General features: G+C 46.8%; 18 protein-coding genes. 5 read left to right on the forward strand and 13 right to left on the reverse strand.

Annotated elements, in window-relative coordinates:
* Positions 1–3: 3 nt before the first annotated feature.
* From proC to pdxR, 5 genes are all read left to right on the forward strand, one after another.
* Positions 4–852, forward strand: coding sequence for a pyrroline-5-carboxylate reductase (gene proC, locus GCU39_RS12915; RefSeq protein ID WP_152393890.1), 849 nt, complete (start codon positions 4–6; stop codon positions 850–852).
* 5 nt (positions 853–857) lie between these two features.
* A complete protein-coding gene (locus GCU39_RS12920) occupies positions 858–2075 on the forward strand; it encodes a 2,3-diketo-5-methylthiopentyl-1-phosphate enolase (RefSeq protein ID WP_152393891.1) in 1218 nt (405 codons plus the stop codon).
* A complete protein-coding gene (locus tag GCU39_RS12925; RefSeq protein WP_152393892.1) occupies positions 2075–2758 on the forward strand; it encodes a 2-hydroxy-3-keto-5-methylthiopentenyl-1-phosphate phosphatase in 684 nt (227 codons plus the stop codon). The genes GCU39_RS12920 and GCU39_RS12925 overlap by 1 nt, the downstream gene beginning before the upstream one ends.
* Complete coding sequence (locus GCU39_RS12930; RefSeq protein WP_152393893.1) at positions 2755–3399, forward strand: methylthioribulose 1-phosphate dehydratase; 645 nt, start codon at positions 2755–2757, stop codon at positions 3397–3399. Before GCU39_RS12925 ends, GCU39_RS12930 begins: the two co-directional genes overlap by 4 nt.
* Positions 3400–3712: 313 nt before the next feature.
* Positions 3713–5152: a MocR-like pyridoxine biosynthesis transcription factor PdxR gene (pdxR, locus tag GCU39_RS12935; protein ID WP_152393894.1), complete on the forward strand. Its 1440-nt coding sequence runs from the start codon at positions 3713–3715 to the stop codon at positions 5150–5152.
* 65 nt (positions 5153–5217) lie between these two features.
* Here pdxR and GCU39_RS12940 read toward each other — a convergent pair whose 3' ends face one another.
* From GCU39_RS12940 to GCU39_RS13000, 13 genes are all read right to left on the reverse strand, one after another.
* On the reverse strand, positions 5218–5793 hold the full coding sequence (locus tag GCU39_RS12940) for an SCO family protein (protein WP_152393895.1): 576 nt from the start codon (positions 5791–5793) through the stop codon (positions 5218–5220).
* A 413-nt stretch (positions 5794–6206) separates the two neighbouring features.
* On the reverse strand, positions 6207–6542 hold the full coding sequence (locus GCU39_RS12945; RefSeq protein ID WP_152393896.1) for a c-type cytochrome: 336 nt from the start codon (positions 6540–6542) through the stop codon (positions 6207–6209).
* A gap of 22 nt (positions 6543–6564) precedes the next feature.
* On the reverse strand, positions 6565–7428 hold the full coding sequence (cyoE, locus tag GCU39_RS12950) for a heme o synthase (protein WP_152393897.1): 864 nt from the start codon (positions 7426–7428) through the stop codon (positions 6565–6567).
* Entirely contained in the window at positions 7425–7751 is a 327-nt protein-coding gene (gene cyoD, locus GCU39_RS12955) for a cytochrome o ubiquinol oxidase subunit IV (protein ID WP_152393898.1), read from the reverse strand. The genes cyoE and cyoD overlap by 4 nt, the downstream gene beginning before the upstream one ends.
* The gene (gene cyoC, locus GCU39_RS12960) at positions 7752–8378 is read right to left on the reverse strand and encodes a cytochrome o ubiquinol oxidase subunit III (RefSeq protein ID WP_152393899.1); all 627 of its coding nucleotides are present in this window, start codon (positions 8376–8378) and stop codon (positions 7752–7754) included. It lies immediately after the preceding gene.
* Positions 8378–10351 (reverse strand): cbb3-type cytochrome c oxidase subunit I, encoded by a 1974-nt coding sequence (locus GCU39_RS12965; protein ID WP_152393900.1) that lies wholly within the window; start codon positions 10349–10351, stop codon positions 8378–8380. The genes cyoC and GCU39_RS12965 overlap by 1 nt, the downstream gene beginning before the upstream one ends.
* Before the next feature lie 38 nt (positions 10352–10389).
* On the reverse strand, positions 10390–11298 hold the full coding sequence (cyoA, locus tag GCU39_RS12970; protein ID WP_152393901.1) for a ubiquinol oxidase subunit II: 909 nt from the start codon (positions 11296–11298) through the stop codon (positions 10390–10392).
* A gap of 196 nt (positions 11299–11494) precedes the next feature.
* Positions 11495–12415 (reverse strand): COX15/CtaA family protein, encoded by a 921-nt coding sequence (locus GCU39_RS12975; protein WP_152393902.1) that lies wholly within the window; start codon positions 12413–12415, stop codon positions 11495–11497.
* Between the two features lie 352 nt (positions 12416–12767).
* Positions 12768–13205: an AAA family ATPase gene (locus tag GCU39_RS12980; RefSeq protein WP_152393903.1), complete on the reverse strand. Its 438-nt coding sequence runs from the start codon at positions 13203–13205 to the stop codon at positions 12768–12770.
* A 2-nt stretch (positions 13206–13207) separates the two neighbouring features.
* A complete protein-coding gene (locus tag GCU39_RS12985) occupies positions 13208–13981 on the reverse strand; it encodes a tRNA(His) guanylyltransferase Thg1 family protein (RefSeq protein ID WP_152393904.1) in 774 nt (257 codons plus the stop codon).
* Positions 13982–14001: 20 nt separating this feature from the next.
* Positions 14002–14265: a hypothetical protein gene (locus GCU39_RS12990; RefSeq protein WP_193726913.1), complete on the reverse strand. Its 264-nt coding sequence runs from the start codon at positions 14263–14265 to the stop codon at positions 14002–14004.
* Positions 14262–15002: a tyrosine-type recombinase/integrase gene (locus tag GCU39_RS12995; RefSeq protein ID WP_152393906.1), complete on the reverse strand. Its 741-nt coding sequence runs from the start codon at positions 15000–15002 to the stop codon at positions 14262–14264. Before GCU39_RS12995 ends, GCU39_RS12990 begins: the two co-directional genes overlap by 4 nt.
* Positions 14999–15322 (reverse strand): DUF2500 family protein, encoded by a 324-nt coding sequence (locus GCU39_RS13000; protein ID WP_152393907.1) that lies wholly within the window; start codon positions 15320–15322, stop codon positions 14999–15001. Before GCU39_RS13000 ends, GCU39_RS12995 begins: the two co-directional genes overlap by 4 nt.
* Positions 15323–15363: the final 41 nt, after the last annotated feature.

A 15363-nucleotide genomic window follows, 5' to 3' on the forward strand; every position in this document is an offset into this window, starting at 1 on the left:
ATTATGAAAACAACTATCGCAGGTCAACAAATTTGCTTCTACGGCGCAGGTTCGATTGCGGAAGCGATCGTACGCGGCTTGCTCGATAAAAATATCGCCACGCCTGAGCAGATCACATTGCTCAATCGGCAGAATCAAATTCGTCTTCAAGAGCTTGAAGCACGCTACCACGTTCAGACAACGAACGAACAAGCAGCCAAAGAACAAGCTTTACGCGATGCATCGATCATCGTGCTGGCCATGAAACCGAAGGATGCAGCCGAGGCCTTATTGGAGATACGCCCGCTCGTCAATCCCCAACAACTGATCATTTCGGTCATCGCTGGATTATCGATTGGCACGATGCAAGAACTACTGGACGCCCACAATCCGATCGTACGTACGATGCCGAATACATCGAGCACCATTGGTCTTGGAGCAACCGGCATGTGCTTCTCATCAAGCGTTAATGCCATACAGCAACAGATCGCGCTGAATATGTTCGAAGCCATCGGCGTCGTCAGCATTGTCGAGGAGAATCAGATGGATATCGTGACGGGCGTATCTGGCAGTGGACCTGCGTATGTCTATTATTTGATCGAATCGATGATCGCAGCCGGCATTCATGGGGGACTATCGAACGAGCAGGCGAGAAATCTGACCATACAAACGCTAATCGGCGCTGCACATATGGTACAATCTACAGGTGAAGACCCAGCTGAACTTAGACGGAAAGTGACCTCCCCGGGAGGAACTACGCAAGCAGCTATAGAAACACTACAATCATTTCATTTCACCGAAGCACTCATGACGGCAATACAACGCGCTGCGGATCGTGCAGGTGAGATGGGTGCTCTGATCGGGAGGAAATAAGGAAAATGAGACAGACATGTATCGCAACCTACCGCTGCTATGATGACAAAGCTGATTTCAACAAAAAAGCTGTATCCATTGCTGTCGGATTAACCGTCGGAAGCTGGACAGAACTGCCTGAAGCAAAGAAAAAAGAGATGGAGCGCCATTTGGGTCAAGTCGTTCAAGTGATAGAATATCCTGCTACAGAAGCGAATGAACGGTATGCGGATATTCAAATCGCCTATCCTGACATCAACTTCAGCCGCGATATTCCTGCACTGCTCGTGACGGTATTCGGCAAGCTGTCGATGGACGGCAAAATCAAATTGATGGATCTCGATCTCTCAGACAATTTCTTGTCAGCTTTCCCAGGTCCGAAATTCGGGATCGAGGGCATTCGCAATCTACTCGGCGTGAACGATCGACCTCTGCTCATGAGCATCTTCAAGTCTGTGATCGGCCATGATTTGGACGGTCTGCGTGAACAATTCTACCAGCAAGCGCTTGGCGGTGTGGATCTGATCAAAGACGATGAGATACTATTCGAAAATCCGCTTACGCCGATCGAACGTCGTGTCCAAGTGTGCATGGCGGCGGCGAAGCAAGCCGAAGAACAGACAGGCAAGAAGCTGCTCTATGCCGTCAATCTTACCGGACCCACGTCTAAACTTGCGGATCAAGCACGGAAAGCCATTGATGCTGGCGCGAATGCGCTGCTCTTCAATGTGTTGTCTTATGGATTCGACGTGCTGCATGAACTAAGCTCAGATGCATCGATTAACATTCCTATCGCTGCGCATCCAGCGCTTGCAGGTGCATTCTATCCTTCACAGCATTACGGAATCGCTGCCCCGCTCTTGCTCGGGAAGCTGATGCGGGTCGCTGGTGCGGATTTATCCCTCTTCCCTTCACCGTATGGCTCGGTTGTGATGCCGAAGGAAGAGAATATGGGCATTCGCGATGCACTATTAAGCGGCAAGCTCCCGCTCCGCACGACGATGCCGGTACCATCGGCTGGGATCCATCCTGGTCTTGTCCCGCTCATCCTGCGTGATTTCGGACGCGAAGTGGTCGTTAATGCAGGCGGCGGTGTTCATGGTCACCCGCAAGGTGCAGCAGCTGGAGGCCGAGCTTTCAATCAAGCAATTGACGCGACGCTCCAAGGTATTACTTTGCAGGATTACGCTGCATCCCACCCAGAACTTCAAGCAGCAATTGATATCTGGGGGGTTCGATCCTAATGCAGAACCAAGCCAAACAGCCCGTCGTCTTCTGCGATTTCGACGGCACGATCACCATCAACGACAATATTGTCGCGATCATTCAGCACTTTGACCCCCCGGGTTGGAAAGCGATCGTTGACGATGTCATTGCTGAACGCAAGTCGGTTCGTGCAGGGGTTGGTGAGATGTTCCGCCTACTGCCAACGTCGCGGCGTGAAGAAATTACCCGATTCGCGATCGATCAAGTTCAAATTCGACCCGGCTTCGCTGAATTCCTTGCATTCTGCAAAGAACAGAACATTGAGTTCTATGTGACGAGCGGCGGCATTGATTTCTTTATTTATCCTATCTTGGCTCGTTTCGATATTCCGAAAGAACGCATCTTCTGCAACGCCAGCGATTTCTCTGGCTCGCATATCGAAATTTTATGGCCGAATGCCTGCGATGACGCTTGCGACAATGACTGCGGCATGTGCAAGACGAAGATTATTCGTTCCTTCTCACAGAGCGCATATGACCGATACATTATTGGCGACAGCATTACTGATTTTGCAGGAGCGAAGTTGGTTGAACATGTCTACTCCCGTTCCCACCTTACAACGAAATGTGAACAGCTCGGATTAGCGCATGTTCCCTACCATGATTTCTTTGACATTATCCGTCACATGGAAACGATGAAAGTTGGTGCAGCATTATCATGACATTTGCAAGTATTCCATTAGAACAGAAGCAGCGTGCATTACAGGAACTACGTGAGATTAAGACCCAGTTCGCCGCAAGACATTGGTTCCCTGGCACGAGCGGTAACCTATCCATTCGTGTCGGTGAGCATGCTTCGGACGATTTCCACTTCGCGATTACCGCGAGCGGCAAAGATAAATCTGTCAATACGCCGGAGGATTTCTTATTCGTGGACGCGGCAGGTATACCCGTTGAAGCGACGAGTCTAAAACCAAGCGCGGAGACACTCATCCATTGCGAAATCTATCGGATGACAGGCTGCGGTGCGATATTCCATGTTCACACGGTCTTCAATAATATCGTCTCTGAGCTATTCCAAGAACGCGGATCGATTCCCGTCAAAGGCGTTGAATTGATCAAGGCCTTCAACATCTGGACAGAAGACGCCGAGATTGAGATTCCGATCGTACCAAATTTCGCACATATCCCGAGCATCGTCCCGCATGTGACCGAGAAGCTCAATCCGCAAATTCCCGGTATTATTCTGCGTAACCACGGCATCTATGCTTGGGGTGCGAATGCATTCGAAGCGAAACGCCATCTGGAAGCCTTCGAATTTCTATTCGAATACGTCTATCGTTGGGAGCTGCTTAAACGTTAAACGGACAAATAGCATATCATCCATCTCGAAGGGGCACATTGCCCCTTCTTTTTCATTCCACTCCCGCATTTCCCTTCCATCCTCCACCTCACGGGTAATTTCAAGCGACAACGCTCACACTATAGCCATGATCCGCGCATTCCTATGAGACCATCCAATTCTCCCATGACCGTACCATCCATGTTCAACAGATTGCTATAGATTCGACATGTTTTTGATGAAAAGTAGAGCACGCGATAGACTTGCCGAATGATATGATGAGAATGATTTCGTGACATAACTCACACTTAATTCAAGGCTAGGAGGTGCAATCATGTGGAAGCCCGACCGTAACAGCAGCCTTCCTATCTATCAACAAATTGCCGATGAAATCGAACAACGAATATCCTATGGGGAATTCCCGCCAGGAAGCCTGCTTCCTTCCGAACGCAAATTAGCGGAGCAGCTAGGGGTGAACCGAAGCACGGTAATTCTCGCTTATGCGGAGCTTCGAGCTCTAGGCATTATCGAGAGTCGTACGGGTAGCGGCACAAGAGTAAGCAAATATAAATGGACAGCGACGCCGAAGCATACGCCGAACTGGCATCGATATGTGGAGGGCGGCAGCTTTCTGCCGAATCTGCCTTTCTTGCGCCGCATCCGCGAAGCGCTTCAACAAGATAATACATTAATTGATTTTGCGAGTGGCGAACTGGGAGCAGATATTTCACCCGTAGCGGAAATCAATATGCTTATGGCTGAGCATCATCACACGGAATATCTCGGATACAACAACCCCCAAGGGTTCATTCCGCTGCGCGAATCACTCGTAGATTATTTAAGCCAGTATCGCGGGATTCAGACGACGGAATCCTCTATCCTCATCACGTCCGGATCTCAGCAGTCCTTATACTTGATTACACAATGTCTGCTAACGCCCGGTGATGCTGTTGCGATTGAAGATCCATCGTATTGTTATTCGCTGCCGATGTTCCAATCCGCAGGCCTGCGGCTGTTCCGACTTCCCGTTGATCAGCATGGCGCCAAGCCTGAGGATGTTCGCTCACTCTATAAAAAACATCGGATCAAAATGGTGTTTTTGAATCCGAATTATCAGAATCCCACTGGTGTGCGTCTCGCGCCCGAACGCAGAAATGAACTTCTCCAGGTGGCAAGTGAATTAGGCCTTCCCATCGTAGAGGATGATCCGTTCAGCTTAACTTCCTATGACGGCGTGCCGCCCATGCCGCTCAAATCCATGGACACGGTGGGATCTATACTGTACATTGGTTCCTTCTCCAAAATCGCAGCTTCGGGGTTACGCGTTGGGTGGATGGTTGCTCCTCATTCCGTTGTGGAGCGGCTCGCGGATGCAAGGCAACAAATGGATTACGGACTCAGTGTCGTACCTCAGAAGGTCGCCGCGCAGTTCTTGAATTCACCGTTATTCCCGCCGCATCTGGATCGATTGCGTATGAATCTCCAGTATAAACGGGATTTAGTGATCGAAGCCCTTCAGAAGGAGCTCCTAGGACTTGTCGAATTCTCCATCCCGCAAGGTGGACTGCATCTCTGGTGCAAGGTCATTCCGAAGGTCAACGATCACAAGCTGCTAGAGGAAGCCATTCGCCGCGGCGTCGTCTTCGTGCCCGGCAGTGTTTACGGGTCGGATTCAGGGTATGTACGCTTCACTTATGCAAGACCTAACACAGAGGACATCGTCCAAGGCATTTCTCATTTTGCTGCTGCACTTCGCAGCGTGCTAGCCAAATAAAAAGGTGACTGAAGCTTCTCGCAATGTGCGCAAACGCTTCGGTCACCTTTTTATTATGGATCTCATTATCCTTGCAGTGCCTTAATATCTTTGATGATTTGATCATATGGCGTATCGGTCATTCCATCGTATTTGGCCACGACATTACCTTCGGCATTGACCAGATAGAATGACGTACCATGAATCACTTGATCCGATGCTTGATCCTTCGCGATCGCAGATCGGAATGATTTCAGCACAAATGTCTTGATCGTGTTAAAATCATACCCTGTTAACGCATGCCAATTAGAGAAATCGGCATTGAATTTAGATAAGTAGCTTTTCAGCGCAGCAGGATCATCCCGCTCCGGATCAACGGAAAATGAGACTAATTCCGCTTCGACTCCCTCCGCCTTTAACCGCTTTTGCAAATCGGCCATATTGGCGGTCATGGTCGGACAGACGGTGGAGCAGTACGTGAACACCAAGTCTGCCACCCACACTTTACCGCGCAAATCTTCCAAGGATAGCAGCTTCTCGTCCTGATTCATGAACTGAAAGGGCTCCACCGGCATATTCAGCTGCTTAGCCTTGCCTTGGCCGCACGCCGCGAAGATGAGCATCATTATAATGATTATTACGCATAAGCTTGCTCTTTTCACCCATACTCCCTCCTATTTATTGCGTGTTCAAAAAGTCGGCATTTCAGCACCTGAGAGTTTTCGCAGAAAACTTGCATCGTAAGAGTTCGCTCAGGTTGCGAGAGCTTGAAGAGCCTATGCTTCCGTAGCGCGTTTTTCTTCGAAAAACTTTCAGGAACGGAGTTTAGGCAAAACCTAAATGAGTACCTGAAATGTTTCTGAAGGAAACATGCTTCGTAAGCGTAAACGCTTCGAAGGTGAACGCAAGATTCGATGTCGATTATGCTTCTTGAATGACTTCGTGATGTATAAACCTTTATCGAAGCAAATCCTCGATGAGCGACCGCGTCCGTAATGTAGGTTTAGACGCCAATCAGAAAGTAAGTCACTTTCTGATGCGGACAAATGATAACTTTTTGAATAACTTTTTATAGCTATTTCTGTTTGGATAGCCATTGTGTTAGCGCATCGATCTCCTCGCTGTTTAAGGCTTTCTCGAACGCTGGCATGCCTTTGGTACCATCATGGATAATGGTGTAGAGCTGCTCGTTAGACAATTTTGTGCCGATCTCTTGCAAACTCGGTCCAACTCTGCCACTCAGGTCAGCCGCATGGCAGGATAGACAGGACTTTTTATATAATGCAACGGCACTGGCATCTTCCGGAGCGATCGTCTGGGAATCCACCACTTGTGTATTCGTACTTGGTCCACACGCAGGCAGAACGAGTAGAATCAACAATATGAGCGATATTGTCAGTTTTGCCTTCATACAATTCCTCCAACCTTCTGCATTAAAATGGACGTCCTGCCGTATCGACAATCATCATCACAAAGACAACCATCAAATAATTCACCGAGATCAGGAAATTGGTTCTCGCCCATTTCTCCGTATTGGCTGATGACGTGCCACGCGCCGTATGCCATGCCCACACCAGACCCGCTGCCATGGAGACCGCGAGAAAAATGAGTCCTGCATAGCCATACATGTAGATCATAATCACGGTAGGAAGCAGTAGGACAACGTAAGGTATCATTTGCAGCTTCGTCCGTCGTACGCCCTTCTCAACCGGGAGCAGCGGGAATCCCGCCGCCCGATACTCCTCTACCCGCCGAATCGCTAGCGACCAGAAATGTGCCGGCTGCCAGAGGAACAGCAGCGCGAATAATAGAACCGCGCCGGCATCTACCTCATTCGTATAAGCACAATAGCCGATGATCGGCGGCATCGCACCAGAAATTCCACCGATGGATGTGCTCCATGTCGATGTCCGCTTGAGCCACATCGTATATACAATCATATAGACGAACATGCCTAGGAGACCGAGCCATCCGCATAGCACGTTGACTTTGGCGAAAAGAATCCATTCACCGCATACCCCAAGCACGAGTGCGTAAATCCATGCGAGGCGTCTGTTCAAGCGACCGGCTGCCAAAGGCCGATCCTTCGTCCGAATCATTCGCTGGTCCAGCTTCCAATCCCATACATTGTTCATGACGCACGAGGAAGCCATCGTAAATACGGTGCCTAACAGCACCCACCATAATTCCGTCCAGTTCACCATCCAACGGGATGCAAGCCAATACCCGCCAAACGCAGCGATAAGATTCAGTTGAAGGATACGCGGCTTCGTCAGTTCGATCCAATCTCTCATCATATCGCTACCATATTGTACATCATGATCCACATGGAACCGACGACGATCACGAGCAGAATAATTAGGCCGAGGATCAACGACAGCAGGTTATAGCGCGGTTTGTCTTCCTCACGCAAATGCATGAAGAAGATCAATTGAACAGCAAGCTGTAGAACCGCTGTAATCATCAGGACGATGCTGCTCGCCTTCCCGGCAAGCCAACCATTCATCACCACAGCGATCGGAATGATCGTGAGTAGAATGGAGAACACGAATCCGATCGTGTACGATTTCAAAGAACCATGCGCTTTCGAATCATGAGAAGCGTGCGTCTCGTGCTGCATTTAGCTCACCCCCATGAGATAGACAATCGTGAAGACGAAGATCCAAACCACATCAAGGAAATGCCAGAATAAACTGATCACATTCACCTTACGCTTCGTAACCGGAGTAATCCCACGCTTCGCAATCTGAATCATCAATGCGACCATCCAGACGAGTCCGAGTAGAACGTGAAGCCCGTGCGTGCCGACCAACGTAAAGAAAGCCGAGAGGAACGCACTCGTACTGATCGTCGCTCCTTCATTCACGAGATGGGTAAATTCATTGATCTCCATAATAATAAACGTCGCGCCAAGCGCAACCGTCGCACCCAGCCAGCCCAGTAACGCGTTACGATTGCCTTTATGCATCGCAAGCACGGCAAGGCCGCTCGTATAGCTGCTCGTTAATAGAATGAAGGTACTTGCGATGATCCCTCCCATTTGGAAAAGATCTTTCGGCCCGGGCCCTCCATTCGTGTTACCCTGTAATACAATATACGTAGCGAACAAGGTACCGAAAATAATGACATCGGTCATCAGGTAGATCCAGAAGCCGAAGGTACGCATTTCCTCCATGTCCGGGTGATCATGATGCTCCGCTTGAGACAGCTGATGCTCTATTTTGCCTGCATTGTGTAATTGAGCCATTAGCTCGTAACCCCCCTTATCGCAGCTTCTGTGTGCTTGATTTCCTCTACAGGGATGTAATAGTCCGTATCGTAATTAAAGGAATGAATCAGCATACATACGACCACGCCGACAAGTCCAGGGATGGCTAACCAGAGCCAATCGAAGATGAATCCAAACCCGGTGAAGAACCAGAACATAGACATGATGATCGGAATACCTGAGTTTTTCGGCATATGAATAGGCTCGGTAATCTTAGTCGCCGGTGTCGCAATCCCTTGCAATCTGCGCTGCTTCTCTTCCCACCATTCGTCTTGCGACGTAACCTGAGGCAATGTCGCAAAATTATAATGCGGTGCAGGCGATGGGATCGACCACTCCAACGTCCGGCCGTTCCAAGGGTCACCCGTCTCGTCTTTTTGAAGGTGCTTCACACTATAGACGATCTGCCACACTTGGAACAAGAAGGCGATGCCCATGAGTCCCGCTCCGATGGTAGACACTAGGTTCATCTCCCACCAGCCTTTATCCCAGCCGTAAGTCACAACGCGCCGTGTCATCCCCATGAGTCCAAGCGCATACTGCGGCATGAAGCAGAGATAGAATCCGATATTCCAGAACCAGAAGGCCCATTTGCCAATCCGCTCATTCAGCTTGAAGCCGAACAACTTTGGCCACCAATAATATAATCCTGCAAAATACCCAAACACGACGCCGCCAATGATGACTTGGTGGAAATGGGCAATTAAGAAGTAGCTGTTATGGAACTGAAAATCTGCTGGTGCTACCGATAGCAAGACCCCTGTCAGTCCACCTACGATAAAGCAAGGGATAAAGCCCATCGTCCACAGCATCGGCGTCTCGAACGTTATTTTGCCGCGGAACATTGTAAAGAGCCAGTTGAATACCTTCACCCCTGTCGGGATCGCGATCAACATCGTCGTTAAGGCGAAGAACGCATTCACATCCGCGCCAGAGCCCATCGTAAAGAAATGGTGAGCCCAGACGAGGAACGATAGGATACTAATGATCATCATCGCGTAGACCATCGATTTGTAGCCGAACAGCTTCTTCTTCGCGAAGGTAGATACGATCTCGGAGAAAATCCCGAAGGCAGGCAGCACGATAATATATACTTCAGGGTGCCCCCACATCCAGATCAAGTTAATGTACATCATCGGGTTCCCACCGCCATCCAACGTAAAGAAATGCGCGCCAGCATACCGGTCTAGAAATAACAGCGCCAGCGTTGCTGTCAGAATCGGAAACGAAAAGATGATCGCAATACAACTGGAGAGGACCGACCAAGGAAACATCGGCATCTTCATCAGCTTCATGCCCGGTGCGCGCATTTTCAGAATGGTGACGATAAAGTTAATCCCTGTCATCAGACTACCAATTCCTGAAATCTGTATGCCCCAGATATAGAAGTCTTGTCCGACACCCGGGTTATGCATGATCCCCGAATATGGCGGATACGCGAGCCATCCTGCGTCCGGCGACCCGCCAATGACGAAGGATAAGTTAAACAGCATAGCGCCAGAGAAGAACAGCCAAAAGCTCAGCGCATTGAGGAACGGATAGGCTACGTCACGTGCACCGATCTGCAGCGGCACCATGACGTTGAACAATCCGAACATAAATGGCATCGCCATGAACAGAATCATGATGACGCCGTGCGTCGTAAAAATCTGGTTATAATGATCCGGTGCCAGCAGACTAAGCTCCGGTGCGGCCAACTGTGCCCGCATTAGGAGCGCATCGACGCCGCCGCGGAAGAGCATAAGGAAGGCCGCTAGAATGTACATGATGCCAATTTTTTTATGATCGACGGTCGTAAGCCATTCCCGCCAGAGCCAACCCCATTTGTTGAAGTACGTCAGCCCGAAAACAATACCAATCATCGTAATGACGATACTGGCATCCGCCCCATAGATCATCGGATCTCCCGTGACGAAAAATTCCGAGGCAAAGGTTTTCACTCTTTCCCACATGGGTATTTCTCTCTCCTTACATATCGGATCGTAATCCGTTATTCTTGTTTGTCAATCTTCTGGATGTCCTTCCAAGACAGGCCATGGTTGTGTGAAGAAGCATATTTCGTCACCGTCATCTCGAACAAGCCTTCTGGAAAACCGGAAAATGTTCTGACTTCGGAGGCAGCAGGTTCCGTCAGCTTCTTGTAGCCGTCCAAGGTTAAAGCTGGCGAGGAGGCTTTGACGTCACTCACCCACGTGTTGAAGGCTTCCTTCGAGGTTGATTTCACATCAAAATACATCTTGGCGAAATACTTCCCCGTGAAGTTGGCGCCTGATCCCCAGAAGTCCCCTTGCTCATCCGCCTGCAAATGCAGTGTCATCGCCATCCCTGACATCGCATACATCTGACCTCCGAGCTGCGGAATCCAGAAGGAGTTCATCGGAGAATCGGCTGTAATCTCGAATCGAATCGGTACATCTTCTGGAATTTGAATGTAATTGATTGTCGCAATGCCTTGCTCCGGATATTGGAACAGCCACTTCCAATCCAGCGATGTCACCTGAATGGTTATCGGCTTCTCCTTGGATGCTAGCGGTTTGGATGGTTCAAGCGCGTAGGTGCTCTGTACCGTAATCACCGCGAGAATCGTAATAATAATGATCGGTATCCCCCACCAGATCACTTCCAACTTCGTGCTATGCTCCCAATTCGGCGTATACTTCGAAGTTCTACCTTTACGATCACGGTAACGCCATACAATGACCGCGAATAGAATCAGGACGGGTACGATAACGACACACGTCAATAGCAATGAAATGAACATTAAATCGCGCTGCTGCTCGGCGATCGGCCCTTTGGGATTCAGGACGATCATTTTTTCCGTGCATCCGGTGGCCGTTAGCAGCAAGATCAGCAGCATGGCTACGGAAGCGAACCATCGGCGTGCTTTGGGTAATTTCATGATTGCGGCTCCTTTCGATTTACATAAGTACGTTATAGCCACGTATTACATTAAGAGGGAATGTGATAAAAGTCACCAACCACTGCAGGTCCCGTTGCACCAACCATGTTCAAGGTTTTGAAACAAATTTCACGTTGGAAATGAACGCCAAAAAGGCTCTTCATCCTAAGATGAAGAACCTTTGACCTAATGGACGTTATCTAATTCGATGCTTCCAGGATCGGATGGCGATATCCGTCAGAATACTGAACAATGCGGTCGCCAGCACATTATGAAGCAGACTTGCAAAAAGGTATACATCTTCGTTATGGATCGTCTCGTTCAGCAGCCCACCGCTGAAGATTTGAGCGACCACAAAAATAATGGCATACATTGCGGCCTTCCGCAGCATGGATGGCTCACCGTTCGTTTCCCTCCGACGCACGAAGAAATAGAATCCTGCGATGAGCAAAAATAAGACCGCGGCAGCAACCCGGTGGAGGAACACAATGCCTGAAGCGCCTCCTAGATAAGGAATCAGCTGTCCGTTGCATAACGGCCAACCCATACAGCCCGCTTCGACCTCCAAATGGCGGATATACGCCCCGAGATAGACCACGACATAACAAAAGACCCAGATGCCCCAGGACATGAAATACATGGACTTCGGCAAGAATGTCGAATGGCCCGAATCGCCCATTCGCTCGAGGCGCCTGATCCAGACGACCAACAGCATACTGCTGGCAACAGCGAGCAATGAGATGCCGAAGTGTAACGCCATCACGGCAGGCTGTTGAGGCCATAGGACTGCTGCCGCCCCCATTAATGCTTGGACGACAGTGAAAAGCAAGGTTCCACCAGCATAGACGATAGCTTCAGTGTGCTCTCTCAAGTATCGCCATGTATATAGAAATGTCAGCAGGACGAGAATCCCTACAATCCCTGTGACCATGCGATGCGAATATTCAATCAACGATTCTACGGTATAAGCCGGAATAAATTTGCCGTTACACAGCGGCCAATCATCACCGCAGCCGCGACCTGAACCCGTCTTCGTCACCAGCGCCCCGGCAAGCAGCACGAGGAACATCCCGATGAACGTCGACCACGCCAACCATCGATATCGGGTGGTGATCATACGGCATCCCCTCCCCGATCGATTGTACGAGTCCTATAACCTCTTTCGAGTGTTGTCTTGTTGTCTATCATGTTGGTTCTACTTCCTTTCAAGAACGATTGCTAGTTGCATCCTGATCGTATCGGATCGGGGGAGGAACGTAACCATCCATTCAAGTGGTTTGTGAGCCAACCAATGAGGGGAACCTAAGCTTCAGGGCAAATCTATGTACAGAATTTTGGAATAATTGAAGTTCTTTAGAATTGTCGCGTAAACCATTTTAGATGAACAAGAGAAAAAAGCTGTAGTCATCTATTATACGTGGCATAATTCGGAGGAAAGAATAAAAAGCATTGTGAATGAAAAACTCGCTTTATTCCATTTTTTCAATCAAGAAATTTCCATTTAATGATCTAACTATAAACAACTCATCAAATCCTTCAGCGTATGAAGGCTTTTGTAACTTCTTTGAAGTGCTCTTAAGTGCAATTTCAGGTACTTTTTCTTTACCATACCTTTTCTCATTTCTTGAATAAGACAGGTCATAGTCAGGTTCGAAGTAATAACCAATAACCTTCATCTTATTTTCCTTTGCTATTTCGATATACTTCCTTCTGTCATCCATTGTTGGATTGGTATTGTCAACAACAAATGGCTGCATAGCTTTAATAGATGCTGCTAAATATATATCCTCGCGGTTTCTTGTTTTTAACATATCAAGGTTGATCCGCATATGAGACTTAAAGAATTTCTCTTTGTAAAATGTTGATTTTCCCGAAGCTTGAATTCCTACAAAAATTACACACTCCACATTTATTCATCCTTATTCAAATAGACATATTGATTAATGTATTCTCGATCCTGACTAAAAATTGGTGTTTCATAATCGACATCCCATTTACTGCGAGTAGCTTCGCCTTTTTTATAATACTGCTTAGTAATGCACACACCACGCTTTTGCCAAACGGGCAAGTCGTTCCAATTGATCCCTTTTTCTAAAAATAGCTTATCTTGGAGCTTCTTACCATCTAGGCCTTCCAGTTGATTATGCGGGAAGTTTGCCTGTGCAACCATTGAAATACTGTTCTTGCTTGCGTCTTGTTGTCTCCAAAGAAAATAGTTAGTTACTTCATCGTGAGGTAGCACCCATGCTCTAGCATCAAAAGTCGCTAATTGCTTCTCAGGATAGTATCCCTTAATTACTTCGTTAAACTTTGCGGTTGCAAGCGAAGCAGACACAGAAACGATTTTTTGAAGATTGTTTTCGAACCAAGATTGAGTCGTTAGTTTATCATAATTGGTAAGGAGTAAGGAGATCTCATCACTCTGATGATACACTAGTTTACAGCCCATAATATTCTGTGCTAAAAACTTGCATGTCTCCCACATTGCATTCGTTAACAATTCATCAAATGGTTTTTTCAATCCTCTTGTAAAGGTATGAAAGTGGCAACCATCAATCCGAATAATTACAGGAAGCCTATTAGGTAAAATTTGTCTGAATGTATTCTCATACCCCTTCATTCTGTCTCCGAAATTATCTTTTTCATTTTTTATCTCCTTTATCTGATGAAAGAATTGTTTCATTATGTCAGCATGACTTACAATTACTCATTCTCTACCCAATTAAACTCTAGACTTTCACAATTTAATCTCTGTCTTATCCATTCCTCAACTTCTCTTTTCGAGTAAAGATTCATTGAAGAAGCATATACTACCTTTGATTTTTCCCTAATCTCAACTTCGAATAGAAATTCATCAAGTGCTGCAGAATAAATCTTATTTACAACAATAGTATAATGAACGTTATTTACAACAACCTGAGAAGTCCATTCATCCATCCCTACTTCCACTTCCTTTTGATTATTCACATAAACTTTTCTGGGTATAGTTGCTGTGAAATCTTCATATATCTTTCGCATTCATGGTAATTTTCATCACCCATTATTTTTTGAACTTGAACAACTGTCTTACCTTCTGTAAACAAAAACGTTCGTCTAGAATGTCTTAATGTTTCAGTGTTGATTTTGCCAGAATTCTCTTCTGCCATTCTTCTTATTTCTTCTTCAGGTTTTCCTTCTTCTATATATACGTTTAAGAAGTAATCATAACTTGCGTCCTGAAATGCCTTAATTACTGTTGCATAAGTCAGACGTTGACTTCTATGTGTTTGAAAAAGATAGTCGCTAATGATAATGGGTTTGTAAGACCTGCCTGTTTTTCGACTGTTTTGTTTTCGGGTTTCATTGACTTGATGCACTCCACTTTCCCATTCCGACAGATGCTCTTTCAATGCTTGATGTGTTTCATCGGAGAAATATCCTATTCGATCAACATTTCCCTTCGTATCTTTTATATTAACAATTTGTTTCTCAAAATTAATATCTTGTAATTTACAATCAATCAATTCCTGCCGCTTCATACCTGTTTCATACATAAACATAATTAACGCTCGGTTACGGTAACTTAAACTATGATCAGCTATATTCATAATCTCATCGTGAGAAAGTAAAACGAACGCACCAGAACTATCATTATTATTAGACAAGAGAATATCATCTTGAGCTAAAAGTTCCTTTCGTTTATCATTGTCAGATTGTCCTCTCATTGCTCCTCCTTTGTATTGTCGATTTTCTTGAATTCCACTAACAAACTGCCTTTTACTGTGACGATGCCTGAATCTCCAATCTTCATCTTTTCATATTTTGCGGGATTCATGACTGTTACTGAGACACTTGCACCATTATCTTTTAAAAAGATGATTGTCCGTGACGTTGCTTTATTTGCTGATCCCATGACAGTAAACGTCTCTTCATCTTTATCAATAATGGTTGCATGAAACGTCTCATTGGATCTTTTCAAATAAACGATGTATAAACCAAGCAATAATAATCCTACAGTAATATAAAATAAGATTTGATTATCCATATATCACCTCATTATGATTTTCTCGCATATTCCGAAGTTCG

It is taken from the genome of Paenibacillus guangzhouensis (assembly GCF_009363075.1).
GTDB lineage: Bacteria > Bacillota > Bacilli > Paenibacillales > Paenibacillaceae > Paenibacillus_K > Paenibacillus_K guangzhouensis.

What these genes read in the sequence shown, in the direction of transcription:
- proC (WP_152393890.1), top strand. Translation starts at nt 4, where the DNA reads ATGAAAACAACTATCGCAGGTCAACAAATTTGCTTCTACGGCGCAGGT.
- GCU39_RS12945 (WP_152393896.1), bottom strand. Translation starts at nt 6,542, where the DNA reads ATGAAGGCAAAACTGACAATATCGCTCATATTGTTGATTCTACTCGTT.
- cyoE (WP_152393897.1), bottom strand. Translation starts at nt 7,428, where the DNA reads ATGATGAGAGATTGGATCGAACTGACGAAGCCGCGTATCCTTCAACTG.
- GCU39_RS12925 (WP_152393892.1), top strand. Translation starts at nt 2,075, where the DNA reads ATGCAGAACCAAGCCAAACAGCCCGTCGTCTTCTGCGATTTCGACGGC.
- GCU39_RS12930 (WP_152393893.1), top strand. Translation starts at nt 2,755, where the DNA reads ATGACATTTGCAAGTATTCCATTAGAACAGAAGCAGCGTGCATTACAG.
- pdxR (WP_152393894.1), top strand. Translation starts at nt 3,713, where the DNA reads ATGTGGAAGCCCGACCGTAACAGCAGCCTTCCTATCTATCAACAAATT.
- GCU39_RS12965 (WP_152393900.1), bottom strand. Translation starts at nt 10,351, where the DNA reads ATGTGGGAAAGAGTGAAAACCTTTGCCTCGGAATTTTTCGTCACGGGA.
- GCU39_RS12920 (WP_152393891.1), top strand. Translation starts at nt 858, where the DNA reads ATGAGACAGACATGTATCGCAACCTACCGCTGCTATGATGACAAAGCT.
- GCU39_RS12975 (WP_152393902.1), bottom strand. Translation starts at nt 12,415, where the DNA reads ATGATCACCACCCGATATCGATGGTTGGCGTGGTCGACGTTCATCGGG.
- GCU39_RS13000 (WP_152393907.1), bottom strand. Translation starts at nt 15,322, where the DNA reads ATGGATAATCAAATCTTATTTTATATTACTGTAGGATTATTATTGCTT.
- cyoC (WP_152393899.1), bottom strand. Translation starts at nt 8,378, where the DNA reads ATGGCTCAATTACACAATGCAGGCAAAATAGAGCATCAGCTGTCTCAA.
- cyoA (WP_152393901.1), bottom strand. Translation starts at nt 11,298, where the DNA reads ATGAAATTACCCAAAGCACGCCGATGGTTCGCTTCCGTAGCCATGCTG.
- cyoD (WP_152393898.1), bottom strand. Translation starts at nt 7,751, where the DNA reads ATGCAGCACGAGACGCACGCTTCTCATGATTCGAAAGCGCATGGTTCT.
- GCU39_RS12995 (WP_152393906.1), bottom strand. Translation starts at nt 15,002, where the DNA reads ATGAGAGGACAATCTGACAATGATAAACGAAAGGAACTTTTAGCTCAA.
- GCU39_RS12985 (WP_152393904.1), bottom strand. Translation starts at nt 13,981, where the DNA reads ATGAAACAATTCTTTCATCAGATAAAGGAGATAAAAAATGAAAAAGAT.